We start from the raw sequence: 26,787 nt of genomic DNA, 5'->3' as shown, positions 1-26,787 counted from the left end.
GGTGTCGAACACCAGCCGAACCGGGTCCTCGCGTCCCCCAATGCCCAGCGGGTGGACTTCGAGGGTGGGCTTGGACCTGGTGAGGGTGGGACAGATCTCCAGCATGTGCGCGCCAAGGATCTTCTCCTCACCGGGCACCAGGTGGTAGGTGTAATCCTCCATCAGGGAGGCGCCTCCGGGCAGTCCCGCGCCCATCACCTTCGCGGCGCGGACCAGGATGGCGGTTTTCCAGTCGCCTTCCGCACCGAATCCGTAGCCCTGTGCCATGAGCCGCTGCACGGCGAGTCCTGGAAGTTGGCGCAGGCCGCCGAGATCCTCGAACGTGGTGGTGAAAGCCCCAAAGGAACCGGCCTCCAGGAAGGATTTCAGCGCGAGTTCCTGGCGTGCCCCGTAGCGCAGCGACTCGTGCCGGTCGCCTCCGCGCCTGAGTTCAGGGACCACGTCGTATGCGTCCTCGTACTCGGCCACCAGTGCATCTATCTCCGCGTCGGTCTGCGCGTCCACCGCCTCCACCAGATCGTTGACACCCCAGGTGTTGATGGAGACGCCGAAGCGCAGCTCGGCCTCCGTCTTGTCGCCCTCCGTCACGGCAACGTTGCGCATGTTGTCGCCGAAACGCGCGACCTTCAGCTCGTGCACGGCGGCCCACCCGGCAGCGGCGCGGGACCAGGTAGCAATCTGCGCCGTCACGGCGGGATTGGAGACATGCCCGACGACGGTCTTCCGCGCCACTCCCAGGCGGGACTGGATGTAGCCGAACTCGCGGTCGCCGTGGGCGGCCTGGTTCAGGTTCATAAAGTCAAAGTCGATCTCGGCCCAGGGCAGCGCGACGTTAATCTGGGTGTGCAGGTGCAGCAGCGGTTTGCGCAGCGCATCGAGGCCAGCAATCCACATCTTCGCCGGGCTGAAGGTGTGCATCCAGGCCATCACGCCAATGGTGTTGTCGCTGGCATTGGCCTCGAGCGCAGTCCGGCGGATTGACGCGGAGTCCTTCAGCGTGGGCTTCCACACGATCTTGACCGGCAGTCCGTCGAGCATCCGGACAATTTCCTGCGACTGCTCAGCCACCTGGCGAAGCGTGTCTTCGCCGTAGAGGTCCTGACTGCCGGTGAGGAACCAGATCTCATAGTGGTCCAGCGTGGTGGTGAGGCTCATGAAGTGGCTCCTTTTGCTGCCGGCGTTGGCTGCCCGTAAACGTTCTGGTAGCGGTCAAACAGAGATTCAATGTGACGGTTCTCGATGGGTAGCGGATCACCAAGCTGGCGGGAAATGTGGATGGTGCGGGCCACATCTTCGAGCATGACGGCGGCCTTCACTGCGTCGCGCGCGTCCTTGCCGATGGTGAACGGACCATGACTTTTCATGAGAACAGCCCGGGACCGGTGACGGCTAAGGGTCTCGACGATCCCCTGGCCGATTGACTCATCGCCGATGATCGCGAAGGGCCCGACCGGGATTTCACCACCGAACTCGTCCGCCATCGCTGTGATGACGCAGGGAATGGCTTCTCCCCGGGCGGCCCATGCCGTGGCGTAGGTGGAGTGGGTGTGTACCACTCCACCTACGTGCGGCATATGGCGGTAGACATAGGCATGGGCGGCGGTGTCGCTGGAGGGTGACCGGTCCGAGCCGGGGGTGCCCTCAATGACGTTGCCATCCAGGTCGCAGAGGATCTGGTTGTCCGGCGTCAGGCTGTCATAGTCCACGCCGCTGGGTTTAATGACAAAGAGATCGGTGCCCGGAACGCGGCCCGAGACATTACCTCCGGTCCACACCACCAGTCCGTAGCGGACCAGCTCGGCGTGCAGGGCCGAAACGTCCGCCCGGACCTTGTTGATGGCTTCCTCCTCGCGGGCGCTGAACCTGTTCATGCGTTCACCGTCGCTTTCGAGTAGGCCGCGCGGCGGATTTCCTTCAGCCTTCTCATGACCTGGTTCTCGCCGCGCCCAAAGTAGTCGTGGAGCGTTTCGTATTCGGCGTAGAGGCGGTCATAGGCATCTGCGCGGCCCGGGTCCGGCGTATAGGCGGCGCGGTTCAGGCTGCCCATCGCCTCGCCGGCGGTACGGACGCCGGGGTAGGCACCGGCTGCGACGGCGGCGTGGATCGCTGAGCCGAGTGCTGGCCCCTGCTCACTGCCCGTGGTGGAGATAGGCATGCGCAGTACATCGCAGTAGGTCTGCATCAGAAAACGGTTCTTAAGCAAACCTCCCACGGCCACGAACTCAGTGACCGGCACACCGGAGGCGTTGAAGGTCTCAACGATCTTTCGGGTGCCGAAGGCCGTGGCTTCCAGCAGTGCCCTGTACACCTCGTGGGCCTTGGTGGAGAGCGTCAGCCCCACCACCAGCCCGGAGAGCTGATGGTCCACGAGTACTGACCGGTTACCCGAGTGCCAGTCCAGCGCCACCAGTCCGTGTCCGCCAACCGGCTGGTCCTGCGCTTGTTCCGTGAGGTATTGGTGCACGGAGATTCCGGCGGCAACTGCTGCGTCCTTATCCGTTTGCGGAACCTGGTTCTCCACAAACCAGGCAAAGATATCACCCACACCGGACTGCCCGGCTTCGTACCCGTAGAGACCGTCGACTATGCCGCCGTCCACCACACCGCACATTCCCGGCACTTCGGCGAGCACGCCGGAGTTCATGACGTGGCAGGTGGACGTGCCCATGATGGCCACCATCTGCCCTGGCTCTGTGGCCTTGGCCGCAGGTGCGGCAACGTGCGCGTCAACGTTTCCAACGGCGACGGCGATGCCCGCCGGCAGACCCGTCCACTCCGCGGCCCCGGCGCTGAGCGTGCCAGCACTGGAACCAAGGGCTCCGATGGTGTGCGCCACCTTTTCTTCCGCGAACCCTGCGAAGTCGGGATTGAGGGAGGCGAGAAAGTCACGGCTGGGATACTCCCCGTCCTGCAGAATTCCCTTGTATCCCGCGGTGCACGCATTACGGGTGTATTTGCCGGTGAGCTGCCAGATGATCCAGTCCGCCGCCTCAACCCAGTGGTCCATCAGCGCGTAGAGCTCCGGATCCTCTTCGAGCAGCTGCAGCCCTTTGGCAAACTCCCATTCACTGGAAATCAGACCCCCGTAACGGGGAAGCCAGCTCTCGCTCCGTTCTGCCGCGGTCTGGTTGATACGGTCTGCCTGCCCCTGTGCGGCGTGATGCTTCCATAGTTTTACGTAGGCATGTGGCCTGGTTTCGAGCCCGGGAAGCTCGTTGAGCGGGGTGCCGTCGGCGGTCGTCGGAATCATGGTGCAGGCGGTGAAATCGGTGCCGATCCCGATCACGTCTGCCGGATCTATTCCCGCGCTGCGCATCGCTTCGGGGACAGCATGCCGAAGAACGTCGACATAGTCCGAGGGCACCTGCAGTGCCCATTCCGGCGGCAGTTTCTCGCCTGTCGCAGCCAGGACCGCGTCCATCACCGCGTGAGGGTAGTCGAGGACGGCGGAGCCAAGCTCCTTTCCGTCTGAAACGCGTACGACGACGGCGCGTCCGGACAGCGTGCCAAAGTCCACTCCGATGACACACGCCTGTGCGCTGGATGGTTCAGTTGGGTTGGTGCTCAAAGCCAGACCTCGTTGTCCTAAGGTGTTGTCGAGTAAATGTGACCGGTCACATTATGGAACCGCACATACGTGTCCAGTGTCAAGAGCCAACAGTCGCACTCCGATGGCTTTCAGCGCTGACTGGCCGCCGTTCTGTGCAACTTTGACCGCCGTTCGCGCCGCAAGACAGGCAAAGTTTCCGCAAACACGGGACAAGATGCCAACTGGCCGACTCTCCAGTCGTTCAAAGCTACACAGAATGGGAGCAGCGTAGCGCCGCGCCCTTCTGGCTACAGCTTGAGGCGCATGAATGCGCTGCTCGGATCAGTCCGGTAGTCCGCGAAAGGCGGGCAGTCGATGAAGCCGTTGCGGGCATACAATCGGCGTGCCGGTGCAAAGAAGTCCTGGGTTCCGGTCTCAAGCAGCAGTTCTTCGTAGTTCCTCTTACGGGCTTCACCGATGAGGTAAGTGAGTAGTAGTTGAGCGACGCCGCGTCCACGCGCCGGCTGTGCAGTGCACATGGATTTGATCTCGCCCTGCGTCGGCGAGATTTCCCTCAGCGCACCGCTGGCGAGCAGCGTTGCGCCCTCCCTCGCAGTCCAAATCGTAATGGCCGGTTCCATCAACGCCGCATGATCCAGGGCGTGGACGCTTTCGGCAGGATAGGTGGCGAACATGTCGGCGAGATGCCTGTCGAGGAGCTGCCGGACATCGTCGCCCGCGGGGCTGTCGCGTTCAATTCGAATCATGTCGCAGCGCATCCCTTAGGGCTTCGATCCATTCATCCGAGGCGTCGAGATGGGCGTCATGAGTGCCGGCAGAAAGTTCAACCTGATGCGTCTGGGGACGGGCAGCAATAAACTCATCGATCCGGTCTTTGGTAAACATACTCTTGTGCGCAAAAACCGCGACAGTGTCAGCAGCCACTGAACGCCACTCGCCCCAGCGCTGCACTTGCACCTCCGAGATGGTGCTTTCCATAATTTCGGGCAGAAACCGGGGACACAGGCCTGCCCCGCACGCTTCCAGATCCTCAATCCAGGCACGCGCAAGCGGCTCATCCCCAAGAAAGGACCTGGCCGCCTCAAAGCTTGTAAATGGGACTGGCCACGACCGAAAGAAGTCACCAAGCTGCCTGGCTTCCTCCGGACCACCGCCGTGGACCGTCGCCTCCAACAGAATCAGTTTCGAGACCAGATCGGGCCGCCGGGCTGCGGCGAGCAGTGCCGTATGAGCCCCCATCGACTGCCCCACCAGGGTGACCCTAGAGCTTCCTGCCAACCCATGCAGGAAAACGACCACCGGCCCTTTACCGCCGGTGTCCAAATAGCTGACGGTTGTACCCTGACGATCGATCTGCCTACGAGAAAGTTCCATCAAATTAAGTCCTACAGATATCCGGAGAAGGATTCACGACCCGCGCTTCACACTCGGGGCATGGTGAATGAACATCGAGAGAACACCTAACGGTGCAAGCGCAGGTACGGCGCGGTTTTGCTGGTCGGATCCGCCGCCACCTGCGACGGAGTGCCAGCGGCGACAATGCGCCCTCCCTCGTCGCCCCCGGACGGTCCCAAATCGATGACCCAGTCGGCTGCGGCAACCACATCCATATCGTGTTCAACCACAACAACCGTGTTGCCCGCATCCACCAGCCGGTTCAGTTGCTTCAGGAGCAACTGAACATCAGCGGGGTGCAGGCCGGTGGTCGGTTCATCGAGCAGATACAGCGTGTGTCCGCGTCTGGCGCGCTGCAGTTCCGTTGCCAGCTTGATCCGCTGTGCCTCTCCGCCGGACAGTTCTGTGGCCGGCTGTCCGAGCCGCAGATATCCGAGCCCAACGTCCTTGAGTGTTTCCAGGCTGCGCGCGGCGGCCGGGATGTCGGAAAGGAACACGGCGGCGGCATCCACGGTGAGCCCCAGCACCTCGGCGATGTTCCTGTCCCTGTAAGTGACCTCCAGTGTCTCAGCGTTGTAACGGGAGCCGTGACAGACGGGACATGGGCCGTAACTGCCTGGCAGGAACAACAGTTCCACGGCAATGAAGCCCTCCCCCTGACAGGTTTCGCAGCGTCCGCTGGCCACATTGAAGGAAAACCTGCCAGCGCCGAAGCCCCTGGCGCCTGCCGTGTCTGTCGCGGCGAACACCTTCCGGACAGAATCGAACAGGCCGGTGTAAGTGGCCAGGTTGGAGCGCGGTGTCCGGCCGATCGGCTTCTGGTCCACGCGAACCAGCCGGTCAACCAACTCCAGGCCGGCCGCGCGGTGGATGCTCACGCTGTCCGCGTCTGATGATTCAAGATCCTCCGCCCCGCCGTCGTCGTCATCATCCGGCGTACGGAGATGCCTACCCACCACATCGGCGAGGACCCGGCTGACCAGAGTCGATTTGCCGGACCCGGACACCCCGCTGACTGCCGTGAGCACTCCCAAAGGAATCTCTGCGACCAAGTCCTGGAGGTTATGGCAGCGAATCCCCTCGAGCCGCAGCCAATCGTCCGGAATACGGAGAGTACGGCCCACCGCTGGGCGTCCGGCATCGTCGAAGAGGAACGGCCGGGTGATGGAGGCTGGAACGTCCCCCAGGCCCGGGACCGGGCCGCTGTACAGAATGCTGCCGCCGCCCTCGCCAGCGCGCGGGCCAACGTCTACCAGCCAGTCGGCGCGGCGGACAATATCCATGTTGTGCTCGACCACAAAGACCGAGTTCCCACTGGACTTCAGCTTCTCCAGTACCACGAGCAGGGGTTCAGCGTCGGCCGGATGAAGCCCGGCGGACGGTTCGTCCAGCACGTAGATCACCCCGAAAAGACCGGATCTCAGCTGTGTGGCAATCCGAAGTCGCTGCATTTCGCCCGGCGACAGGGTTGGGGTGGAGCGGCTCAGGCCCAGATATCCAAGGCCGAGGTCCAGGAGAACCTCGATCCGCTGCACCAGATCAGCGGAAATGGTCACGGCGACGTCGGATGATGGCGCCCGCGTGTCCGCACCATCAGTAGAGGGCCGCAGGATGGCGGCGAGTTCGGTCAGAGAAATCGAGTTGAGGTCCGCAATTGTGTAACCCTCGAATGTGACCGAGAGTGCCTCCGGCTTCAGTCCGCTGCCGCCGCACGCCGGGCAGGGCCCCGACGTCATGTGGCGGAGTGCGCGCTCCCGAAGCGGTTGACTCTTGGAGTCAGCCAACGTGTGCAGCACATAGCTCTTGGCACTCCAGAAACGCCCCCGGTATGGCTTCGCCACCCGGTCCCGTTGCGGGATGACTTCCACCACGGGCTGCTCTTCGGTAAACAGTAGCCAGTCGCGGGACTTCTGGGGCAACTCCCGCCAGGCAATATCTACGTCGTAACCAAGCTCAACAACAATGTCCCGCAGATTCTTTCCCTGCCAGGCGCCGGGCCAGGCAGCTATCGCGCCTTCCCTGATGGTCAGGTCAACGTTCGGGACCAACGACTCTTCGCTGACTGTATGTGCGACCCCCAGTCCGTGGCACACGGAGCACGCACCAGTGGCGGTGTTGGTGGAGAACGAGTCTGACTCGAGCCGCTCCGAACCCGGCGGATACGTGCCCGCACGCGAGAACAGCATGCGCATCGAATTGGACAGCGTGGTCAGCGTTCCCACTGTGGAACGGGAACTTGGGGTGCCTCGTCGTTGCTGCAGTGCCACGGCCGGAGGCAGTCCGCTGATGTGCTCCACCTTGGGGGTGTGCCCCTGCTGGATCAGCCTGCGGGCGTACGGCGCCACAGACTCGAGGAAGCGTCGCTGCGCCTCAGCATAGATGGTGCCGAATGCCAGGGAGGATTTCCCGGAGCCGGAGACTCCGGTGAATGCGACGACCGCATCCCGAGGAACATCCACGTCCACATTGCGGAGGTTGTTTTCACGTGCGCCGCGTACCCGGACAAACCCCTCGATCAGGTCGTCGCCGTCTGCGGAAAAGTGGCTGATAGAGGCCGGTTCAGTGTGCACCCCTTCGACTCTAGCCGCCTAGCTGACCGGCGCCGTCGATCCGCGGACAATCAGTTCCGGTACAACTGTCTTCTGCGAAATCTGCTCACGTCCATCAAGCTGCGCCAGCAGCAGCGCAACGCACGCCCGCCCCAACTCAGGAAAGTCCTGCTTCACTGTAGTTAACGGCGGGGCGAAGTGTGCGGCGTCGGGCATGTCATCAAAGCCAACCACGCTCACATCGCCCGGTGTGTCCATTCCTGCCTCACGGAAGGCGTGAATCATGCCGAGTGCCATCTGATCGTTGGAGGAGAACACGGCCGTGAACGGACCCTCCAGCAGGAGCTCCTTGCCAATGCGGTATCCGCAGTCGGAGGTCCAGTCACCCGTGTGAACGCGGGACGGGTCCAAACCCCACGCGTTCATTTCGACGGCGAACCCACGGACCCGCTCGTAGGACTCAACCCAGCCGTCCGGACCCGCCACGTGGACAATGTTGCGGTGACCCAGATCGAGCAGGTGGCGGGTGGCCAGCCGTGCACCCGCTACCTGGTCAACGGACAGCCGGTGATTGTCCATTGGACCCGTCGAGTGCACCGTCACAAACGGCACGCCGATGGAGGACCTTTCCAATGCATCGAGCGTGATTGCCTGCGGGGCAAGAATGATCAGACCCTCCACCGCGTGATCAATCAGGCGGTCCAGCGCCTCGCTCAGGGACTCATCATCCATGGACGAAAGGTTGGCAGTATCTACCAAGTAGCCCGCTTCGGCAGCAGCTGCCTCGATTGCAGCCAGCTTGGATGCCGGACCGTAGTAGGAACCGTGGGATTCGAGGACGCCGATGATTCCGGACCGGCTGGTTACGAGTGAACGCGCCGCGCGGTTTGGACGGAACTGCAACGCCTCCATGGCATCGAGCACCCGCTGCTTGGTGGACTCCTTGATGCTGGGGTGCCCGTTGAGGACCCTGGAAACGGTTTGATGGGAGACACCCGCCGCCCGCGCAACATCGCGGATGTTTGACGCGCGCGCTCGTGCGCCGTTGGTGCTGCCGGATCCATTGGTAATCGATGCCACACGAAAAACCGTACTTGATCCCGGCCGCGCCTTGGTCTAGTGGGACTCCACAATCTCCTCGTTGCGCGCAAAACGGCGGTTCTTGAGCACAGGCAGGAACTCGCGAACTTCGTCGATGCGGCGGCGGGTCACATCAGTTGTGACCACACCCTGCTCTTCTTCATTGAGGAATACCTGCGGGATTCCCATGGGATCCAGGATGGCCGAATGGCCGATGGTGTGCGGGCTCGAGGTTCCCGCCGCAGCAATCCACACGGTATTTTCAATGGCGCGCGCCCGCAGCAGCGTCTCCCAGTGCTCGATCTTGTGGTCTCCCCTGAACCACGCGGCCGGAACCAGGATCAGGTCCGCGCCGCGATCCGCGAGCGCGCGTGCCTGCTCGGGAAAGCGAATGTCGTAGCAGGTCATGAGCCCCACCGAAAGGTCACCGACGGGCACCACCTTGATGCCGCCGTCGCCCGGCTTGATGCGGCTGGACTCCTGGTAGCTGAAGGCGTCATACAGGTGCAGCTTGCGGTAGGTGTCAACGATCCGTCCTGTGGCATCGATCAGCACCAGCGTGTTGTAGGGGCGATCGTCCCCACTGGATTCGTACCCACCGGCGACGACGGCGATCTCCAGTTCAGCCGCGAGGAAAGACAGTTGCTGGACAAAGCTGGTCCAGTTGGCTTCAACGGCCGCCGCCAACGGTCCCTCCACCTTGCCGATGGAAAACATCGACTCCTCGGGGAACACAATCAGTTGCGAGCCATCCCCGCTGGCCTGTCTGGCCAGCCCCCGCATGATCTCCAGATTCGCTGAAGCGTCTCCACCCGGCCTGAACTGTCCAACGCTGATCCTCATTTTTCAAGGGTACCGAAGAGTACGGTTGAGCCATGGCTGTTCAACCGCAGAAACCGGGTCCCGCGCAGGAATCGGTGTGGGATTATCCCCGTCCACCCCGCTTGGAGCGCTCAGATGAACGAGTGGTGATCGAGTTTGGCGGGCGAACCATTGCGGAAAGCACCTCAACTTCTCGGGTCCTCGAGACGAGCCATCCGCCGGTGTACTACGTGCCAACGGCCGACTTTGAGCCCGGGGTTCTGATCCGCGTGGACGGAACGTCCTGGTGTGAGTTCAAAGGCGAGGCGCACTATTACGACGTCGTCAGCGGCACCTTCCGCGCGGAGCGCGCAGGCTGGGGGTATCTCTCGCCGACCGCGGGCTTCGAGGCGCTGCTCGACACGGTAGCCGTGTATCCGGGGCTCATGGGCCGTTGTCTCGTGGACGGCGAGACTGTGCAGCCGCAGGCCGGCGGGTTCTATGGCGGCTGGATTACGTCGCGGGTGGTCGGTCCGTTTAAAGGAGAGCCGGGCTCCTGGGGCTGGTGAGGCAGGGACCCGCTGTACATAGTGCCCCATTTCTCCAAGTCCGCGACGAGCGGCGCAAGGGATCGGCCAAGCTCACTGGGGGAATACTCCACCTTGGGTGGCACTTGGGCGTAGACGGTGCGGACGATCACCCCGTCCGCTTCGAGCTCGCGCAGCTGCCGTGTCAACATCCGCGGGGTGATACCCGGCATGAGGCGCCCAAGTTCCCCAAAACGCCGTGTGGATGCCAGGACGTGTTTCACAATGGTGAGTTTCCACGCACCGCCAACCACCGCCGTCGCAACCTCCAACGTGCAGTTGTTCACGGCGCTGGCTACCGCTTTTCGCATGCATCCTCGCTATACAAAGTGTGTGTACGTTTCACTTAAGACAGTACTTGATGATTCTGCATTAATGCGATGGGCTGAGGATATGAAGGTTTTATGGGTATTCGCGCATCCCGAGCGAAGGTCGTTAAGCGGATCACTGTACGACGACGGCGTTGCCTGGCTTGAGCAGTCAGGTCACCGAGTTATCCAGTCCGACCTCTACGCGATGGGATGGAATCCCATTGTGAGCGCCGCGGACTTTGGCGAGGAAGGCGGGCAACGGCTCCTGGTGGGCGGCGCGTCAGCCAGTGCGTACGCCGAGGGCCGGCTCAGCCAGGACATTGTGCGCGAACAGGCCAAGATCGAATGGGCAGATACGCTGGTGATCCAGTTCCCGCTCTGGTGGTACGGGCTGCCAGCAATGCTGAAGGGATGGTTCGACCGCGTCTTCCTCAAGGGCTTTGCGTTCGGGCATCGAGCATTGGACCGCGGGGAGTCAACGGCGAGATCAACGAACTGCTCTTTCCACTGCAGCATGGCACCCTTTGGTACACCGGAATAGCCGTGGTTCCGCCGCTGGTGGTGGCCGGTGCGGACCGGGCGGGTGAGGAAGAGTATGGCCTAGCCCGCAAGGACCTTGTTTCCCGGCTGGAGTCCCTGCCATTCACTGAGCCCATCCGATTCCGGTCACAGAACGGCGGCGATTACAACTCGGATCTGGAGCTGCTGCCGGGAATCCGGCCAGGCGAACAGGGCATCGGGATTCACGTCGAGTAGTCCCTCTTCGCAGACATCCCGCTGAGCCGTGGACAGCTCGGTCAGCAATGCATGCAGTTTTTTATGCAGATCGTCTCCGATGGTGGGCTCCTGCCGTTCCCGATCAAGCGCAACTCTTTCGAGCTGTGGCCGGCGAAACGCCGCGAAATCATCATCAACTTCACCCGTTACCAGGACGGCACGCCCACCACCAAAGGTGGCGTCGTCCACCTCACCAACGTCATGAAGATGCGACGGCCAGATGTGGAGCAATTCGTCGCGGTCCGGCCTTAACCCAGCCTGTAACGTCCCAGTGCTCAAGTTCGTAATTGGGAGCCCCATATTCCACACAGCGAAATTTTGCTCTCGTCATGAGAAAGTAATTCGCAAAAATGCATTGACATCGACGCCCGGCCCGGCCTACTCTCATATTTGGGATCCCAAGTTAGCACGTGCATGATTCGCCTTCTCGTCTGAGGGCGGGTGCACGTTCCATCACTCCTCACACCGTCCTAAGGACTCTTCATATGGCCAACGACGACCATTTGTCATCCACCGCGCTTGATACTCCGCCCCGAGATAAGGCCGCGAAACCTGATGGGAAAAAGCCGACAAGAATCCGATGGAAACTATTCGTCCTGCTGCTCATTCTCGTCACCCTCAACTACGTTGACCGCGGTTCCATCTCCGTTGCCATGCCCCTCATTCAGGAAGAGTTCCAACTCTCGCCGGAATCAGTCGGCGTGCTCCTGTCGGCGTTCTTCTTTGCTTACGCGATCATGCAGGTTCCCGGCGGCTGGCTTGTTGACCGCCTCGGAGCGCGCAAAATGGTCACGGGCTCCTGCGTGGGCTGGGGCCTGGCCACTGCCGCATCGGGGCTGGCCTGGAACTTCGCAAGCCTCTTCACCGCGCGAGCCATGATCGGCGTGACTGAAGCCGCGATCATGCCTGCAGGCGGCAAACTCAATGGTTCATGGATGGCCACGGGCGAACGCGGGCGCGGCGCCACGATTCTCGACGCCGGCGCGCCCCTCGGTGCGGGCATCGGCGGAATTGCCATCGCCGGGCTCATCGGCCTCACCGGAGGCTGGCGCGGAGCGTTCATCGCTGCCGGAAGCGCCCCCGCCCTCTTCGGTTTCCTTGCGTGGAGGTACATCCGCGACTCGCCACGCCAGCACAACAAGATCAACCAGGCAGAGATTGACCTCATCGAGGCGTCACACGCCGAAGAGGACGCAAAGGCGGCGGCCGTCTCCGCGCCCGGTAAGCGCGGCCTGCTTCCCTACCTCAAGTTCAAGTCCTTCTGGGCAATGTGCTTCGGCTGGTTCGGTTTCAACGGAGTCTTCTACGGTTTGCTCACCTGGGGTCCGCTATACCTCTCTGAAGCCAAGGGATTCAACCTGGCAGGCGTCGGATGGGGAACTTTTGTAATCTTCGGTGCGGGTTTCGTGGGTGAGATCATCGGCGGCTTCCTAGCCGATGCGTGGCGCGCCAAAGGCACGTCCGCGAACGTTGTGATGCGCACCCTGCTTGGATTCTCGAGCCTCGTGGTAGTTGCTGGCCTCATTGGCGTGACGATTGTCAGTGACCCCATCGCCGCCGTCGTACTCCTGTCAGTGGTGATGTTCTTCCTCCGCTGGGTGGGCCTGTTCTGGAGCATTCCTGCCCTGCTGGGCGGGCGGGGCAACGCGGGAGTGCTTGGTGGCGCAATGAACCTCGCCGGAAACGTCAACGGCTTCATCACCCCCATGGCTATCGGCTTCATTGTCGGGGCAACGGGCGGCTACACCTGGGCGCTGCTCTACTTTGTGGGTGCCGCTGTCGTCATGGCCTCATCGGTGATCACGCTTGACTACAGCCGTCGTCTACCGGTCTAGGGAGCACATGTGAAACTCCTGTTCATCAACCCCAATATCAGCGACAGCGTCTCCGCGCTGATCCTCGCGGAAGCGCAGCGTGCCGCGTCTCCCGGAACCGAGATCGTCATGCGCACGGCGCCCTACGGGGTGGAATACATCGAAACACGCATGGAATCCCTTCTTGCCGCCGGCGCGGTGGCCCAGGTGATCGCCGAGGAACACCAGACGGTGGATGCCGTCGTCGTCGCCGCATTTGGTGACCCGGGAATGCCAGCCCTCAAGGAATTCGTTGATATCCCTGTTGTGGGAATCACGGAGGCGGCGTTGTACACGGCAGCACTCCAGGGCGCGCGGTTCTCGATCGTGGCAATCTCCCATCGGATCACCGCCTGGTACCGCGAGTGCGTGGAACGGAACGGCTTGGGAGGCAGACTGGCCTCCATCCGTTCGCTGACGGATCCGCTCACCGGCATCGGTTCAGTGCAGGAAGACTTCACGCCCAACCTGCTTGAGTTGGCAGGCAAGGTGGTGCGTGAGGACGGGGCCGACGTCGTCATCCTGGCAGGTGCGCCCCTCGCCGGGCTGGCCAGGAAGGTTGGCTCTCACATCCCGGTGCCCGTGGTGGACGGCATCTCGGCCGGCGTAAAGCAGGCCGAGGTGCTGGCCGCCCTGAACAGTGGCCCACACCGTGCAGGCAGTTTCGCGCCCCCACCACCCAAGATCAATGCGGGCCTGTCCGAGGCCATCACGCTGACGCTCGCCCGCGGCTTCGAAACCCATGGAAAGGCAGGTGCCCCGGAATGAACCTGGACACGCTCATCACCAACGCCGTCGTCGTGAACGCAACACACACCGTCACCGGCCACATCGGTTTGCTGGACGGCCGGATCGCGGCGGTGTACGACGGCGCCACACCGCCGGATGCTCTACCCGGCGCCCTGCGCGTTATCGACGCCGCCGGACGCACGGCGATCCCCGGCGGGGTGGACGGACACTGTCACATCCAACAGGTGACCGGCGCGCACTCATCACTGGACACCTTCGAAACAGCCACCATCGCTGCGCTCTGGGGAGGCACCACCACGGTCATCGACTTCGGCATCCCAGCCTCCCCCAGGGAAACTCCACTGCAGGCGGCGGAGAACAAGCTGGCGCTCGCCGAGGTGGCACGTTGCGACGTCGCTCTCCACGGATCGGTGGTCACCTGGGACGAGACGGTTCCAGCCCAGCTTGACCGGCTGGCAGAGCTGGGAATCCGCTCGGTGAAGCTGTACACCACCAACCGCGGGTCCACCATGGCGGACGAGGGCACCATCGTCAAGGTCATGAAGGAGATGGTCCGGCTGGACGGTTTGACGTATATTCATGCCGAACATGACGCCATCATCGCGGACTGCACTGAGGACCACGCGGAGCAGGGACAGACGGGCATTGAGCATTTGCACCGGACGCGCCCTGAGCTGGCGGAGGTTGCGTCCGTGCGGGAGGTGCTCGCCATGGCCGAGTACACGGGTGCGCCGGTTTACTTTGTCCATCAGACGGTGTCTGAGGCGGTGCAACTGGTGCAGGATGGCCGTTCCAGGGGCCTGAGTGCCTATTCCGAGACCTGTCCGCACTATCTGACGCTGGATGAGAGCGTCTATGGTTCGGATTTTCCGGAACGATTTGCGTATTGCCCGCCAATGCGCAGCCGTGAAGCGGTGGACGAACTTGTTAACCGTCTGCTGGCAGGCGGGGTGGATACGGTTTCCTCGGACCATTCCTGCTACGACCTGGCGCAGAAATCCGCCCGCAAGGAGGATATCCGGTTCATGCCGCACGGTCTTCCAGGGGTTGAGACCCGGATGCCTATGACGTTCACGGCCCTTGTGAAGGACCGCGGAATGCCTCTGCAGCAGTTTGTGGAGGTATTCTCAACTGCGCCAGCCCGAATCAACGGGCTTCCGGGGAAGGGAGTTATTGCCCCCGGATACGATGCCGATATCGTTCTCCTCGATCCTGCGGAGACCCGAATTGTGGACGGCGAAGCGCTGCACATGGGGACCGATTTCTCGCCGTTTCATGGCATGGCGCTGGCGGGCTGGCCGTCGACCGTCATTTCGGGTGGACGTGTGGTGCTCAACGACGGTGCGTTCAGGGACCCCGGACCGGTGGGCCGCTTCCTCAAACGGCAGGGGCCGCGCGAAATGCTCGGCCGCCGCCCGGAGGTGATGGCGCATGCCTGAGCTGACCGAATCTTCACGCCCCGTGCGCATCGGGATGATTGTGCCGTCGTCGAACACCTGTCTCGAGCCGCGGACGTATCGTATGCTCGGTGACCGCACTGACGTCACGGTCCATTTCACCAGGGTTGAAGTGACACGGATTGCGTTGGATTCAGTGTCGGACCGGCAATTTGACCACTCGACCATGGTCGCCGCTGCTTCTCTTCTAAAGACGGGCGAAGTGGACGTGATCGCGTGGAATGGAACCGCCGGATCATGGCTCGGCCCGGCGGAGGACCGCGAGATGGTTCGGCAGATCACTGCCGAAACCGGCATTCCGGCCACCACGTCCACGCTCGCGTATCTGGATGCATTGAAATCGTTCGGCGCATCACGGATCGGACTGATCACGCCGTATACGGCTGATGTTAATGAGGCGATCATCGCGCGGTATGCCGCCGAGGGTATCGAAGTGGTTTCGGACCGTCATCTGGGTCTTTCCGTCAATGAGTCGTTTGCGCGTGTTCTGCCCTCGGACCTTGTTGAACCGTCCCGTGATCTGGCGTCGCGGGGCGTCATCCCCGACGCCCTCATCTATCTGTGCACTAATCTCTATGGCGCACCGGTGGTTGAACAGGTGGAGCAGGACACTGGGCTGCCAGTTCTGGACTCTGTCGCCGTGACTCTCTGGAAATGCCTTGCCGTTGCCGGCGCCCCAGGGCTTGAACAGCGGTGGGGGCGATTGCTGCTGTAACTGCAGACGATCGCGAGGCTGTCTCAGCCGAAGAGGTGCTCCAGTGTCTGGTTCCGATAGGACAGCACGTGGCGTTGCGCCTCTTCGGCTGCTGCTTTTGGATCACCTGAGTTGATGGCCGCGCACAATTCACTATGCTCATTGCACACTGCGTCAAGGTTGGGTACCTGACCAAAAAGCCAGTGCAGCCTGCCCATTAATGGCGTGAGAATGTCGTGCAACGTGCTGCTACCCGAAAACTCAATAATCTGATCATGAAACTCTGAGTTGGCCACCCGGGCCGCCTCGGGGTTGTCGTCGGCCAGTGCGCTGCGGGACTGGTCCACATATTTTTGGAGGTCGCTGTGCTCGCCTGCCGCGACTCTTTCGGCAGCCAACTTTGATGCCAGGCCCTCCAAAGCCTCACGGATGTCAAAGATTTCCTCCACCTCACGGCGTTCAAGCCGCTTTACAACGATGCCACGGGTCGGAAGAGTTTCAACGAGCCCTTCCCTGTGCAGAATGCGGATGGCTTCCCTGACAGGAAACCGGGAGACGTCAAATTCGGCCGCCAGGTCCCGCTCAATAAGCCGTGCACCCGGCGGAAACGTTCCGCTGAAGATGCGGGAACGGATTTCGTTGCCGACAATTTCCCTGAGCGGTAGATCGTGGCGGTACAGTCCGTTTTGAGTGGTCATCGTGCGCACCTCCTCATTGTTCGAACGCCGTTGAGACGTTCTCACATTACCGGACTTGTCCTATACGATCGGATGCGTCCTGCGCGCTCCCGAGGCCATAGTGCGTCCTTGGTGGACGTGGATTGCGCCACGGTCCTCCTCAACGTACCAACTGCAAGGCCAAGCGCCTCCCTCAACGACGGCGCTCGGAATCCAGCCAGTAGTTGCTGAAGCCGGCATCGCCCGGATCGACGTTGGTGCCGGGAGGGACAATTTCGTCAATCCGGTTCAGTGTGGCCTCATCAAGCTCCAATGAAGCGGCCTCCAGCTGGGACTCAAGCTGCTCCATGGTGCGGGGCCCGATAATCGCGCTGGTGACACCCGGATGGCGCAGCACAAACGCCAGCGCCAAATGGACCAGCGGAACCCCGAGATCATCTGCAAGTGCACCGAGCTGATCCGCGGCATCAAATTTCGCCGCGGTCTTCGGGTCGTTGAGGTCAAACGGATCCTTCTCTGAACCTCGGCGGGCAGTAGGAAGTTCCTGGCCCTTGCGGTACTTGCCGCTCAACCACCCACCGGCCAGCGGGCTCCACACAAGCGTTCCCATGTTGTGCCGGTGCGTGGTCGGAAGCAGGTCCGCCTCGATCCCCCGCGCAAGCAGGGAGTAGGGCGGCTGCTCGGTCACAAAGCGGGAGGTATGATTCTCACGCGCGGCCCACTGGGCCTCCACCACCTGCGAGGGTTGGAACGTTGAGGAGCCGACGTAGCGCACCTTGCCCTGCCGCACCAAGTCATCCAATGCCCTCAGCGTTTCGTCAATGTCGGTGTGCTCATCGGGGCGGTGCATTTGGTAGAGGTCGATGTAGTCAGTGCCCAGACGCCGCAGCGAGTCTTCAACCGACTGCATGATCCACCGGCGGGAGCCTCCGCGGTAATTTGGCTGCTCCTTCATACCATTGAAGAACTTGGTTGCGATCACCAGATCCTCACGCCGGCCGTGCTCCGCGATCGCCTTCCCGAGAATCTCCTCCGACTCCCCATAAGCGTAAATATCAGCGCTGTCGATGAAATTGATACCGGAGTCAATCGCGCGTCGGATGATCCGGATGGAATCCTCGTGGTCTTTGTTGCCCCAGTCGCCAAACATCATGGTGCCGAGGCAGAGGCGGCTGACCTCAACCCCGGTGCGGCCAAGGTACGTGGTGGGCTGTTGAGTATTCATTTCAGACATGCAGCCCATGCTACGCCCGGCCCCTGCCATCCCGCGCGGCAAAGTTGTAGCCTTGGACCCCATCCGGAAATGACCAAGGAGAACTGAAATGCGCCAAAGTATCGCGTCCACCCACCAGGTAATTCACACCTACGCAGAGGATTCGATACTTAGTGCACGCCCTGAACCTAGGAATTCTGGCGCATGTAGACGCCGGTAAAACAAGCCTCACCGAGCGACTGCTTTACGCCGCTGGTGCCATCGGCGCGATCGGCCGCGTCGATGACGGCAACACCCAGACCGATTCCCTCGCGCTTGAGCGGCAGCGCGGCATCACCATCAAGTCCGCCGTGGCCTCTTTCAACCTTCGCGGCCTCACGATCAATCTGATCGACACTCCCGGCCACCCCGATTTCATTGCCGAAGTGGAGCGGGTCCTTAGCGCGCTCGACGGCGTCATCCTAGTGATCTCGGCGGTGGAAGGCGTGCAGGCCCAGACCCGGGTCCTCATGCGGACGCTGCAGCGTCTTCGCATTCCCAGCCTCATTTTCGTCAACAAGATCGACCGCGGCGGCGCCAACTATGACGACGTCCTGCGCGGCATTGCCGACAAACTCACCCCCGCAGCCGTCTCCATGGGAACCGTGAGTGCGCAAGGAACGCGCACGGCGCGCTTCGACGAGCACGACGGCGGCAGCCTCCCAGCGCGCTTGTTGGACGTCCTGACCCGGAATGACGACGCACTGCTGGCTGAGTACGTCACCAACCGGACGGTGACAAGCCAGAGGCTTTGGAACGCGCTCGTGGCACAGACACGGAACGCTCTGGTGCATCCGGTGTTCGCGGGTTCAGCAGTCACCGGTGCCGGAATTGAGCAGCTGACCGCAGCAATCACGGAGTTACTCCCGGCGGCGGCGGGCGATCCGGCAGCGACTGTCCGTGGAACCGCTTTCAAAGTCGAACGCGGGCCAGCGGGCCAGAAGGTGGCGCTGGTCCGGTTGAACTCAGGAACAGTGCACACACGGGACCGTCTGCAGTTCGGAGACGGCGGTGAAGCGAAAGTGAGCGCCATCAACGTGTTTGACAGCGGATCAGCCCACCACAGTGGCACGGTGGAAGCCGGGCAGATCGCCAGGCTCTGGGGACTTGACGGCATCCAGGTTGGCGACTCAATCGGCGAGTTTCAGGCAGGCGCTGCGCGACATTACTTTGCCCCGCCAACGCTGGAGACCGCCGTCGTTCCCGTCAATCCCCGCGACAAAGGCGCGCTGCACACGGCGCTGTCCCAGCTCGCAGAGCAGGATCCGTTGATCAACCTCCGGCAGGACGACCGCGGCGAGCTTTTCCTCTCGCTCTACGGAGAAGTGCAGAAGGAAGTTATTCAGGCAACGCTGATCGGGCATTATGGAATTGCTGCCGAATTCCGGGAAACCACCATGATCTGCATCGAGCGGCCAATTGGCCGCGGTCATGCCCTGGAGGAAGCTCCTGATCCGTTTGTTGCCACAATAGGGCTGCGCGTGGAGCCCAGGGACATCGACTCCGGTGTTGAATTCCGCCTGGCAGTGGACCGCGGTTCCATTCCGGCCGCCTTCTTCACCGCCGTTGAGGACGCGGTGCGGGAAACGCTGCGCCAAGGCCTCCATGGATGGCGGGTCACGGACTGCACGGTGACCATGACGCACTCCATCAGGTACCGGGATTGGGCACAGAGCAACCCATCAGAGCACCGCCGCCTCACTCCCCTAGTGCTGATGGCCGCACTGCACGACGCCGGTACGGTGGCGTGCGAGCCCGTGCACCGTTTCACCATAGAGGCGCCGCCGGACGCCATCGCGCCCCTGTTGACGCTACTGGCGAAGCTTCAAGCGTTGAACCAGCCAGCCTCGGCGCAAGGCGTTCTCAGGGGTGACATTCCTGCTTCCCGCCTTCACCGGCTGCAGCAGGCGCTCCCCGGCCTCACCCATGGAGAAGGCGTCCTGGAAAGTGCCTTCGAACGCTTCCGGCCGGTGCGCGGGAAACCGCCCTTTCGCCCCCGAACCGGACCGAATCCGTTCAACCGCAAGAATTAGGGGTCCGAGGAAGATCTCTACGGAAATTCACGCTAAGGACGTTCCGGTTTTGATTCCGTCATGGGCGGTGGAATTTTGTGGATCTAAGTGGCGGCCTCGCCGGCGCGTTTGATGGCTCGGTAGACGGTGGATCGGGCTACGCCGAAGAGTTCGGCAATTTCAACAGTCGTGTGCGTTCCCGCCCGGTGAACGGAAACCAAGTGTTCTTCCTGTTTCTTGGAGAGCTTGGGCTGCTTTCCGCGCAACTTTCCCTTTGCTTTGGCGACAGCCATCCCTTCACGGGTTCGTGCTCGGATCAGGTCTGCCTCGAATTCGGCAACCATGGCCAGAACATTGAACAGGAGCCTGCCCACGGGATCGGTGGGGTCATGGACGGAGCCACCGATGCTGAGCTTGACCTCGCGACGGGTGAGTTCATCAACGATGTCCTTCGCATCGCGCAGTGACCTGGCCAGGCGGTCAAGCTTGGTCACGACAAGGGTGTCCCCGCCCCGGCAGGCTGCCAGGGCTTGCCCAAGTCCGGGCCGCGCCCTGTTTGCGCCAGTGAGGCCCTGGTCGGTGAAAGTCTTTTCAGGTGACACCCCCAAGGCAAGCAAGGCGTTCTTCTGGGCGGTGAGGTCTTGGTCATTGGTGGATACGCGCGCGTATCCGATCAGGAGTCCGGTCATGGTTTTGAGTGTACCGTTTAGACCCCCATCACCGGGCTTTTTTGCGGGCAGGGTATACGGGAATGTGGCGCCTGCGGAAAGACGTAGTTTCGAAAATTTCAGAAGTCGTCTGCACTCGCTCCGGTGGGGGACCGGCTTACGAGAACACCTTTTCCCAGAATCGCCACGATCGTTATCAGCGGTTCGCAGGAGCGAGGCGCCAGGCTGTTCGTTCAACGATGGTGAATCCCAGTCTGGCAAGGTTTCGGATACTTGACGCTCCAGGAGCTGCGGTAGCCGTCGCCAAGGGGATGTCGAGAGCTCTCGCCAGTTGAAGCCGGTATGTCAGGAGGGCGGCTTGGGCTCCAGTACCTCGCGCGGCCGAAAGGGTGGACGCACCGCCAAATACCGCCCCCGTGGGGTGCAATGACATGGCAGCCGCGGCGAGGGGCTGGTCGTTGCTGGAAGCGATGAAACCACGGACCATCGGGTGGGCGTGCTCCGCCCGGATCAAAGCCTCGACCTCGCTTGACGCGGCGTACCCGGCGTCAAGAAGGGCCAGGAAGAGTCTCGCATCCTTCTTGGTGGAGACTTCGTGGATTTGCCACTCGTCAGTAACGATGCCGTCCAACCGGATTTTCGTGCTCGGGCGCAGGTAGGCAATCGGTCGTATGGGCGCCGGCGTGTATCCGTCCCTCAGTAGTCGGTCGACGAGGCTTAGTGATGGCGTTGTTGCAACGAGGGTTGGCTGGTGCTGGCCCGGGAACTGTTTGACGACGTCAGGCAGAGCCTTAACCGACTGATCGTCCAGGCCCTCGACAGTGTTGAGAAATCCATAGTGGTCGGCGGTTGCCATGCTCGCCCGCAGTCCACCATGCAAAAATGATTCGAACCGACCCAGCAGACCTGCGGCCGATGCTGCAGCGAGCGATAGCGATTTACGCTGAAATATAGCCAGCTCCGCAGCTTGAATAGACTCTTCGACAGTATCCGGCATATCCGAAGCCTAGCTTCAACTGATCAACCAAATGGCTCTAATTGTCGTGGCTCACAGTCCCACTTACCGTTCCCTCTGCGGGCCGAGATACGTTCAGGGCAATGTTGCCTCGTTTAGGCCTCCAGGTCCTCGTCGGGGTTCCTCAATGGCCGAAGTTCCGTTCCTATGGCGCCGGCTGTGAAAGAGTAGCGGCCCAACATATTGATGTGTTCCGAGACCAGCGGCGACAGGCGTTGTACGTCCTCGTCTCCAACATTGACGCCGCGGTCCCGCAGCCCGGTGAGAGCGGCGTCCAGGTAGCGGGTGTTCCACAGGATGACGGCGTTCAGGACTAGGCCAAGGGCTCCGAGCTGGTCTTCCTGTCCTTCCCTGTAGGACTGGCGTATCTGGCCCCTTCTGCCATGAAAGATGAGTCTGGCCAGGGCGTGTCTTGATTCCTGCACAGCCAACTGGGTATGAATTTGCCGCCGATATCCCTCGTCAACGTCGATGAAATCCAGCAGATGCTCCGTTTTGGCTATCCGGCCGTATTCCGCCAAAGCTTTTCCGAGCAGGGTTGGTGTCCCGCCGCCCTGGGTGACCCGCAGGTTTTCCGAGGCGCGCACAGTCCCGGCAGTCAAGGACCCGGCAAGGCGGAGCATATCCGGCCAGTTCGCCGTAATCAGATCCATGTTGATGCGGTTGCGGCCGGCCACCGCGTTCAGCTTCCCGTAGTCCGCCGTGGCGTCGATGCGCCAGAACCGTTGATCCGGCAACCCGGCCAGGCGGGGCGAAAACCGATATCCGAGCAGGGTGAAAAGCCCGAAAACCTGGTCCGAGTAGGACGCCGTGTCGGTGGCGACCATCTCGGGGCGTTGGCCGCCATCAAGATCGAGTAGCCCATCCAAAATATGCAGGGAATCGCGGACCGTTCCCGGAACCACGACGGCACCCAGGCCGGAGACCTGGTCGTTGAGATAGTTCATCCAAGTCAGGCCGCGACCTTGGCCAAAGTACCGGGGATTCGCCCCGGCATTGACGGTGGCCACCGGTACCACGAACCGCATCCCATCGACGGACGCCAACAAGCCTGTGCCCCAGCGTTGCGCGAGTCCGAGCGCGGACTGGGCCTGGACCAGGCGGGCGTTGGCCGCGCGAAGCGTATCGGCGCGCACATAGTTCTGATCGACGTGTGTCAGGCGTCCACGCGTCAGTGCGGGGTGGCCGTCTTTGACTACCGGTGTGAGTCCGACGTTGCACGCCTCAGCCACCAGGATGGCGGCGACCGAAACGCTGAGCTGGCCCATCCTCGCGGAGGCCTCCGAGACGTGGCTGAATTCCGAGAGGAACCCAGTCCAGGAATGCACTTCCAGCAGCACATCGGGCAGATCCACCCGCGGCAGCATCCCAGAGACCAGTCCACGCAACTGTGTCAAGGATTCCGGTATCGTCTTAGCCTCCAAAGGTGAGAGGTGGACCCTGCCGGCATCATCAATCCGTACCGCGGGATTGTCTTCCAGTTGCTCGGCCGCCGCACGATACCGGGCATCCAGGCGGTGGCGCACACCGGCAAGGTGGTCAGCTGGCTCTTCCGGCAGCTGGAGCGCCCTCAAGGTCTCGTTTTTGGTGGCCTGCCACGCCGGATCAGTCAGCAACCGCGCCCGGGGGTCTCCCCAGCGACGCCCACCCACCACAAAGATGTCCCTGCGCCGCAGCGCCTTGTGGACGGCCTCCATCACCGCCACCGTGTAGGCCTTGCGGTCGACCTCCTTCGAAGCTGTGACAAGGCGCTGCCAAGCAGGCGAGAGCACCGACAGATCAAGCTCGGCCGGGTCTTTCTTGCGGCCGTCCAGAACCTCCGGCAGCGCAGTCAGCGCCGCCAACGTTGGCGCCCCGCCTGCGGTTGCCCCGAAGGGTGCTGCAGCGGCCAACGCCGGCAGGAACGAGCGTACGGTGGCGAACCGGCGCATCATTTCGGCTGCAGTGTCAGCCTCGGCACCGTCGGGATTCACCACTTCGTTCACCACGTCCAGCGCGGCGCGTAGCTCGGGCAAGGAAACCTGCTCGGCCAGCACCGAGGCGGCCTCCGTGCTGGAATATTCCGTGTTGCCCAAGACCTCGACCAGTGTTTTCGCGGCCTTTGCCAATTGCAGTGACGCCTTGGACAAGCGGGGCAGGGACTTCAACCGAGCCGCACTGGATTCCCTGGCCGCCTTGCGCAGAACGCGTTCAGTAACAATGGTATCCAGAGCATCACACAAATCATCAGCAACCTCCGACGTCAATGCCCGCACCGCACAAAGCAGTGTCGCACCCCGGCGCTGGCCCGATAAGCCCTGAAGCGATGAGGCCTTGCCCGCCAATCCGTAGCGAGCCAGGGCATTCATCCGGCCCTCGGGGATCATCTCCACATCGACAGACCCAGCACCCAGTGACCGCAAGCGGCTCAGCCGCTCCAACTGCCGCAACAACTCCGGCACCGATACCCTAGAGGGCCCGGTCCGCAGCCTTTCCCACGCGGTCAACCGCGACCCCTCCCCAACGCGAAGCAGGCCTTCCAATTCCAGAATCAATGCGGGGCCGGCTGCGTCAACCAACATGGAATAGAGGCGGTCATTTGCTCCGGAACGGACCTCTAAAACCAGTCGTGTCAACGTAGAGACGCCGGGGAGAAGGACCTTGCGCTCACGCAGCCAGAGCACCGCCCGTTCAAACAAACGCACCGGTCCCTCCGACGACGTCCAGGCCCGGGCCTCCAGAAACAGTCTGAGCTCTTCGTACCTAACCGGATCAGAGAAATCCGCATACCCATACACAATGGAAATTTCCGCGGCATGCTCATACCCGGTCTGTCCCCGCTTCGCATACAGCTTGAGCACGGAAGCATCAGCAATGCCCAGCTGCCCGGCCAGGGATTCCACCACCTGCCACGGGACAGCCTGTGGATCCGTCAAAAACCGTCCGGCCACCCGCACCGTAATCAGTTGGACAGCAAATCCCAGACGGTTGTGCATTCCCCGGCGGCGACCAACCACCGACAGGTCGGCATCGTCCAACCAACAGAAACGTTCCAAGTCCTCCGCCGATACCTCGTCGGGGAATCCGCCGAACCCTGCAGCCTGCTCATCACTTAGAAAATCGACCGCCATACCACCCATTCAACAGGCCTCTGACTCCTTAGCGTGAATTTCCGGGCCGATCTTCCCCAGACCCGAATTACCTCATGGGGGAATGAGGTAGCGCGTACAATTAGCCTCATGACGCTACATGGAGAGGGCTTAAAAGCCGAGGTGGGCGTGCGCGAGCTTCATGATCGGCTCAGTCGCTACATACGGCATGTGGATTCCGGCGGCGATGTCGTGGTGACTATGCGTGGTCGTCGTGTCGCACGCCTGTCGGGCGTGGATGTGGATGATCCGTTGACGGACTTGCGTGCCCGTGGACTTGTCAGCGATCCACAGCAACCGCGGCAACGGATGAGAGAATGGACCCGGCTGACAGCGAGTGGAAGCATCTCTGATCTTGTCAGCGAACAGCGGCGTTGATCGTCTACTTTGATACATCTGCGCTCATCAAGCTGGTGTTCGAGGAGCCTGGATCTGACCTGGCCGCAGAACTCTGGGATCGCGCCGGATCGATTGTATCAAGTCAGCTGATCTATCCGGAGGCGCGGGCCGCAGTTGCAGCAGCCCATCGCGCAGGCAGGATCGCCCGGGACACTCTACAACTAGGGGTCAAAACCATTGATTTGCTCTGTTCTCAACTGAGCATCATCGGGCTCGATTCCGAACTCGCGCACAGCGCTGGAGAGCTCGCCGAGTTGCAAGGGCTACGCGGCTACGACGCCGTTCACCTTGCTTCCGCCCTCAGCGTGGACTCCCAGCTGCTGCTGTTTGCCACGTGGGACCGCGACTTGGGCAATGGAGCGGTCGCCGCGGGCTGCAGCGTGTCTCCGGCCCCCACTTAATGCCGCTGTCAGAACGCCGGATGCCAGATTTCAGTCGAGTCGCCAATGACCGCCACGACGTCCCGCCAGCGGTCAAAAACGGAGCAGGGGTGGGAAATCCCGAAATCGACAGTGTCGCCCACCTCGAATCCCTCTGCGTTGTCGACCACCGCGTGATGGTCAAAGAGCCGTTCGACCTCACCGGGCGGACCGGCCTGCACCGCGCCGGACCGGTGGCGCGCAACAATGACCGGCAGGCCGGCGTCGTACGCCAGTTCCCGCTTGCCTGCACCAATCACCGCCCGGCCGGGTTCCGGAACGGAAATCACAACTGCACGGACGACGGCGGCGGCCGTCAGTCCCGGTATGGGTGACACCCCGGCGTAGGTTCCGTGGTCGTGGACCACGTAACAGCCGGAACGAAGCACATTGACGGACGGCGTGCCCGGCAGGAACATCGCCGCCCGGTCCTGAAATGCTGACCCGCCAATGCTGAACACCGGCCGGGCGCCGAGCATCGAATGGAGGCTCTCGAAGACATCCCGGGCAAAGCTGCAATGCGCGTCGACCAGCGCCAGGTTCTCCGCAGTGCGAAGGTTCGGGGCGATACCCTCGTAGGCGCTGACGCCCGCCAGGTTCAGCCCGGGAGCGCTCTCGATCATCCGAGCCAGCGGCTCTGCCTCCTCGATCCGGCGGATACCGGTGCGCCCGCCAGCCATGCCCGCATCGATAAGTACGTGCAGGGGGCGCGCTGAGTCCTTGAAAACATCAGCCATCAGTTCGATGCCCGCCGCCGAATCCGCCAGGCAGTAAATTTCTGCGGATAGGGTCATGTCTCGGAGCAGTTCCAGATGCGGCCGGAAGACCACCTCGTTCGCGATGAGAATCCTTTTTGCGCCCCACTCAACTGCGTCTGCCGCCTGCCCTGTCGTCGCGACCGTGACGCCCCAGGCACCGGAGAGCTGCCGCTCAACTATTTCGCGCGTCATCGTCGTCTTGATGTGCGGGGCGAGGACCATCGAATGCTCCCGCGCCCACGTTTCCTTGATCGCAATGTTGTTCTCGACCGCTGTGACGTTAAGAAGCAACTGCGGAAGTGTTTCCAACACAAGGGAGCCATCAAACGGAGCCATTCCGCGATCCTACAGCGAGGGTTATCATGCAGATGACTGACCTTTAGGAAGGAGGCACAACCGTAATTGCCTTGCAAACGGTTGATCTTGAAATGCTCGCCGCGGCGCTGGAGGACCAGTCCGGCTGGGATGCCGCCTGGATGTTCGACCCGAACACCGGCGAAACCACCCTCTATCAGGCGGGCTGGGAAGACCAGGAGGAATCCGATAAGGACTCTCCGTCGGCCGATGGGCGCAGGAGTCGATACAGACGAGGCGCAACAGGCGCTGGACACCCGTTAAGGCGCGCACAATGGCGGCCGGGCCCGGTTGGTGACGA

At 62.1% G+C, this 26,787-nt stretch carries 27 protein-coding genes; 12 read left to right on the top strand and 15 right to left on the bottom strand.

Annotated features, from left to right (window positions below; translation table 11 throughout):
• From araA to Y708_RS0107090, 8 genes are all read right to left on the bottom strand, one after another.
• Nucleotides 1-1,155: L-arabinose isomerase (gene araA / locus Y708_RS23530; RefSeq protein ID WP_035775627.1), on the bottom strand; the 1,155-nt coding region annotated here is incomplete at its 3' end.
• On the bottom strand, nucleotides 1,152-1,871 hold the full coding sequence (locus tag Y708_RS0107120) for an L-ribulose-5-phosphate 4-epimerase (protein WP_028279390.1): 720 nt from the start codon (nucleotides 1,869-1,871) through the stop codon (nucleotides 1,152-1,154). The genes Y708_RS0107120 and araA, both read right to left, overlap by 4 nt.
• The gene (gene araB / locus Y708_RS0107115) at nucleotides 1,868-3,568 is read right to left on the bottom strand and encodes a ribulokinase (RefSeq protein ID WP_028279389.1); all 1,701 of its coding nucleotides are present in this window, start codon (nucleotides 3,566-3,568) and stop codon (nucleotides 1,868-1,870) included. Before araB ends, Y708_RS0107120 begins: the two co-directional genes overlap by 4 nt.
• Before the next feature lie 269 nt (nucleotides 3,569-3,837).
• Nucleotides 3,838-4,296 (bottom strand): GNAT family N-acetyltransferase, encoded by a 459-nt coding sequence (locus Y708_RS0107110; protein WP_028279388.1) that lies wholly within the window; start codon nucleotides 4,294-4,296, stop codon nucleotides 3,838-3,840.
• Nucleotides 4,283-4,924 carry an alpha/beta fold hydrolase gene (locus tag Y708_RS0107105; protein WP_028279387.1) on the bottom strand — a complete coding sequence of 214 codons (642 nt, stop codon included), beginning with the start codon at nucleotides 4,922-4,924 and terminating at the stop codon, nucleotides 4,283-4,285. The genes Y708_RS0107110 and Y708_RS0107105 overlap by 14 nt, the downstream gene beginning before the upstream one ends.
• 86 nt (nucleotides 4,925-5,010) lie before the next feature.
• On the bottom strand, nucleotides 5,011-7,515 hold the full coding sequence (locus Y708_RS23525) for an excinuclease ABC subunit UvrA (protein WP_035775605.1): 2,505 nt from the start codon (nucleotides 7,513-7,515) through the stop codon (nucleotides 5,011-5,013).
• Nucleotides 7,516-7,533: 18 nt separating this feature from the next.
• A complete protein-coding gene (locus Y708_RS0107095) occupies nucleotides 7,534-8,574 on the bottom strand; it encodes a LacI family DNA-binding transcriptional regulator (protein ID WP_028279386.1) in 1,041 nt (346 codons plus the stop codon).
• A gap of 36 nt (nucleotides 8,575-8,610) precedes the next feature.
• Nucleotides 8,611-9,417 (bottom strand): carbon-nitrogen hydrolase family protein, encoded by an 807-nt coding sequence (locus tag Y708_RS0107090; protein ID WP_028279385.1) that lies wholly within the window; start codon nucleotides 9,415-9,417, stop codon nucleotides 8,611-8,613.
• Nucleotides 9,418-9,449: 32 nt separating this feature from the next.
• Here Y708_RS0107090 and Y708_RS0107085 point away from each other — a divergent pair, with 32 nt between their 5' ends.
• A complete protein-coding gene (locus Y708_RS0107085; RefSeq protein WP_028279384.1) occupies nucleotides 9,450-9,944 on the top strand; it encodes a DUF427 domain-containing protein in 495 nt (164 codons plus the stop codon).
• Here the strand turns inward: Y708_RS0107085 and Y708_RS28250 are convergent.
• Nucleotides 9,875-10,273 (bottom strand): winged helix-turn-helix transcriptional regulator, encoded by a 399-nt coding sequence (locus Y708_RS28250; protein WP_081746559.1) that lies wholly within the window; start codon nucleotides 10,271-10,273, stop codon nucleotides 9,875-9,877. The two genes, Y708_RS0107085 and Y708_RS28250, sit on opposite strands and share 70 nt — an antisense overlap.
• Before the next feature lie 82 nt (nucleotides 10,274-10,355).
• On the opposite strand from Y708_RS28250, the gene Y708_RS23520 reads away from it, so the two are divergent.
• The 7 genes from Y708_RS23520 (at nucleotide 10,356) to Y708_RS0107055 (ending at nucleotide 15,825) form a co-directional block, all read left to right on the top strand.
• Nucleotides 10,356-10,814, top strand: coding sequence for an NAD(P)H-dependent oxidoreductase (locus tag Y708_RS23520; RefSeq protein WP_216699753.1), 459 nt, complete (start codon nucleotides 10,356-10,358; stop codon nucleotides 10,812-10,814).
• Between the two features lie 2 nt (nucleotides 10,815-10,816).
• A complete protein-coding gene (locus tag Y708_RS30375; RefSeq protein ID WP_216699752.1) occupies nucleotides 10,817-11,029 on the top strand; it encodes a hypothetical protein in 213 nt (70 codons plus the stop codon).
• Nucleotides 11,030-11,080: 51 nt separating this feature from the next.
• On the top strand, nucleotides 11,081-11,302 hold the full coding sequence (locus Y708_RS0107075; RefSeq protein WP_253905731.1) for a cupredoxin domain-containing protein: 222 nt from the start codon (nucleotides 11,081-11,083) through the stop codon (nucleotides 11,300-11,302).
• 233 nt (nucleotides 11,303-11,535) lie between these two features.
• Entirely contained in the window at nucleotides 11,536-12,885 is a 1,350-nt protein-coding gene (locus Y708_RS0107070; protein ID WP_035775603.1) for an MFS transporter, read from the top strand.
• 9 nt (nucleotides 12,886-12,894) lie between these two features.
• Entirely contained in the window at nucleotides 12,895-13,671 is a 777-nt protein-coding gene (locus Y708_RS23515) for an aspartate/glutamate racemase family protein (protein ID WP_051478786.1), read from the top strand.
• Complete coding sequence (locus Y708_RS0107060; RefSeq protein ID WP_028279381.1) at nucleotides 13,668-15,092, top strand: dihydroorotase; 1,425 nt, start codon at nucleotides 13,668-13,670, stop codon at nucleotides 15,090-15,092. The genes Y708_RS23515 and Y708_RS0107060 overlap by 4 nt, the downstream gene beginning before the upstream one ends.
• Nucleotides 15,085-15,825, top strand: a complete 741-nt coding sequence (locus Y708_RS0107055) for a maleate cis-trans isomerase family protein (RefSeq protein ID WP_035775601.1) — start codon at nucleotides 15,085-15,087, stop codon at nucleotides 15,823-15,825. Before Y708_RS0107060 ends, Y708_RS0107055 begins: the two co-directional genes overlap by 8 nt.
• Nucleotides 15,826-15,848: 23 nt before the next feature.
• Here Y708_RS0107055 and Y708_RS0107050 read toward each other — a convergent pair whose 3' ends face one another.
• Complete coding sequence (locus Y708_RS0107050) at nucleotides 15,849-16,502, bottom strand: GntR family transcriptional regulator (protein WP_035775600.1); 654 nt, start codon at nucleotides 16,500-16,502, stop codon at nucleotides 15,849-15,851.
• A gap of 172 nt (nucleotides 16,503-16,674) precedes the next feature.
• Entirely contained in the window at nucleotides 16,675-17,715 is a 1,041-nt protein-coding gene (locus Y708_RS0107045; RefSeq protein WP_051478785.1) for an aldo/keto reductase, read from the bottom strand.
• Nucleotides 17,716-17,867: 152 nt separating this feature from the next.
• On the opposite strand from Y708_RS0107045, the gene Y708_RS0107040 reads away from it, so the two are divergent.
• Complete coding sequence (locus Y708_RS0107040; protein ID WP_028279377.1) at nucleotides 17,868-19,766, top strand: elongation factor G; 1,899 nt, start codon at nucleotides 17,868-17,870, stop codon at nucleotides 19,764-19,766.
• 83 nt (nucleotides 19,767-19,849) lie between these two features.
• Here Y708_RS0107040 and Y708_RS0107035 read toward each other — a convergent pair whose 3' ends face one another.
• From Y708_RS0107035 to Y708_RS0107025, 3 genes are all read right to left on the bottom strand, one after another.
• Nucleotides 19,850-20,434 carry a recombinase family protein gene (locus tag Y708_RS0107035; protein WP_028279376.1) on the bottom strand — a complete coding sequence of 195 codons (585 nt, stop codon included), beginning with the start codon at nucleotides 20,432-20,434 and terminating at the stop codon, nucleotides 19,850-19,852.
• 175 nt (nucleotides 20,435-20,609) lie between these two features.
• Complete coding sequence (locus tag Y708_RS0107030; protein WP_028279375.1) at nucleotides 20,610-21,410, bottom strand: hypothetical protein; 801 nt, start codon at nucleotides 21,408-21,410, stop codon at nucleotides 20,610-20,612.
• Between the two features lie 113 nt (nucleotides 21,411-21,523).
• Entirely contained in the window at nucleotides 21,524-24,538 is a 3,015-nt protein-coding gene (locus Y708_RS0107025; protein WP_035775599.1) for a Tn3 family transposase, read from the bottom strand.
• Between the two features lie 108 nt (nucleotides 24,539-24,646).
• On the opposite strand from Y708_RS0107025, the gene Y708_RS28245 reads away from it, so the two are divergent.
• Together Y708_RS28245 and Y708_RS0107015 are read left to right on the top strand one after the other, a co-directional pair.
• Complete coding sequence (locus Y708_RS28245; RefSeq protein ID WP_081746558.1) at nucleotides 24,647-24,934, top strand: type II toxin-antitoxin system Phd/YefM family antitoxin; 288 nt, start codon at nucleotides 24,647-24,649, stop codon at nucleotides 24,932-24,934.
• The gene (locus Y708_RS0107015; protein WP_028279372.1) at nucleotides 24,931-25,356 is read left to right on the top strand and encodes a type II toxin-antitoxin system VapC family toxin; all 426 of its coding nucleotides are present in this window, start codon (nucleotides 24,931-24,933) and stop codon (nucleotides 25,354-25,356) included. Before Y708_RS28245 ends, Y708_RS0107015 begins: the two co-directional genes overlap by 4 nt.
• Before the next feature lie 8 nt (nucleotides 25,357-25,364).
• On the opposite strand, the gene Y708_RS0107010 is transcribed toward Y708_RS0107015, so the two are convergent.
• Nucleotides 25,365-26,468: an alanine racemase gene (locus Y708_RS0107010; protein ID WP_051478784.1), complete on the bottom strand. Its 1,104-nt coding sequence runs from the start codon at nucleotides 26,466-26,468 to the stop codon at nucleotides 25,365-25,367.
• A gap of 71 nt (nucleotides 26,469-26,539) precedes the next feature.
• Between Y708_RS0107010 and Y708_RS30370 the strand changes: the two genes are divergently transcribed.
• The coding region (locus Y708_RS30370) for a hypothetical protein (protein ID WP_035775598.1) at nucleotides 26,540-26,787 on the top strand (248 nt) is incomplete at its 3' end.

This window comes from Arthrobacter sp. H5 (genome assembly GCF_000520595.1).
Lineage (GTDB): Bacteria > Actinomycetota > Actinomycetes > Actinomycetales > Micrococcaceae > Arthrobacter_D.
The sequence above is the reverse complement of the archived record's forward strand: the minus strand, read 5'-3'. Positions and strand labels throughout refer to the sequence as shown.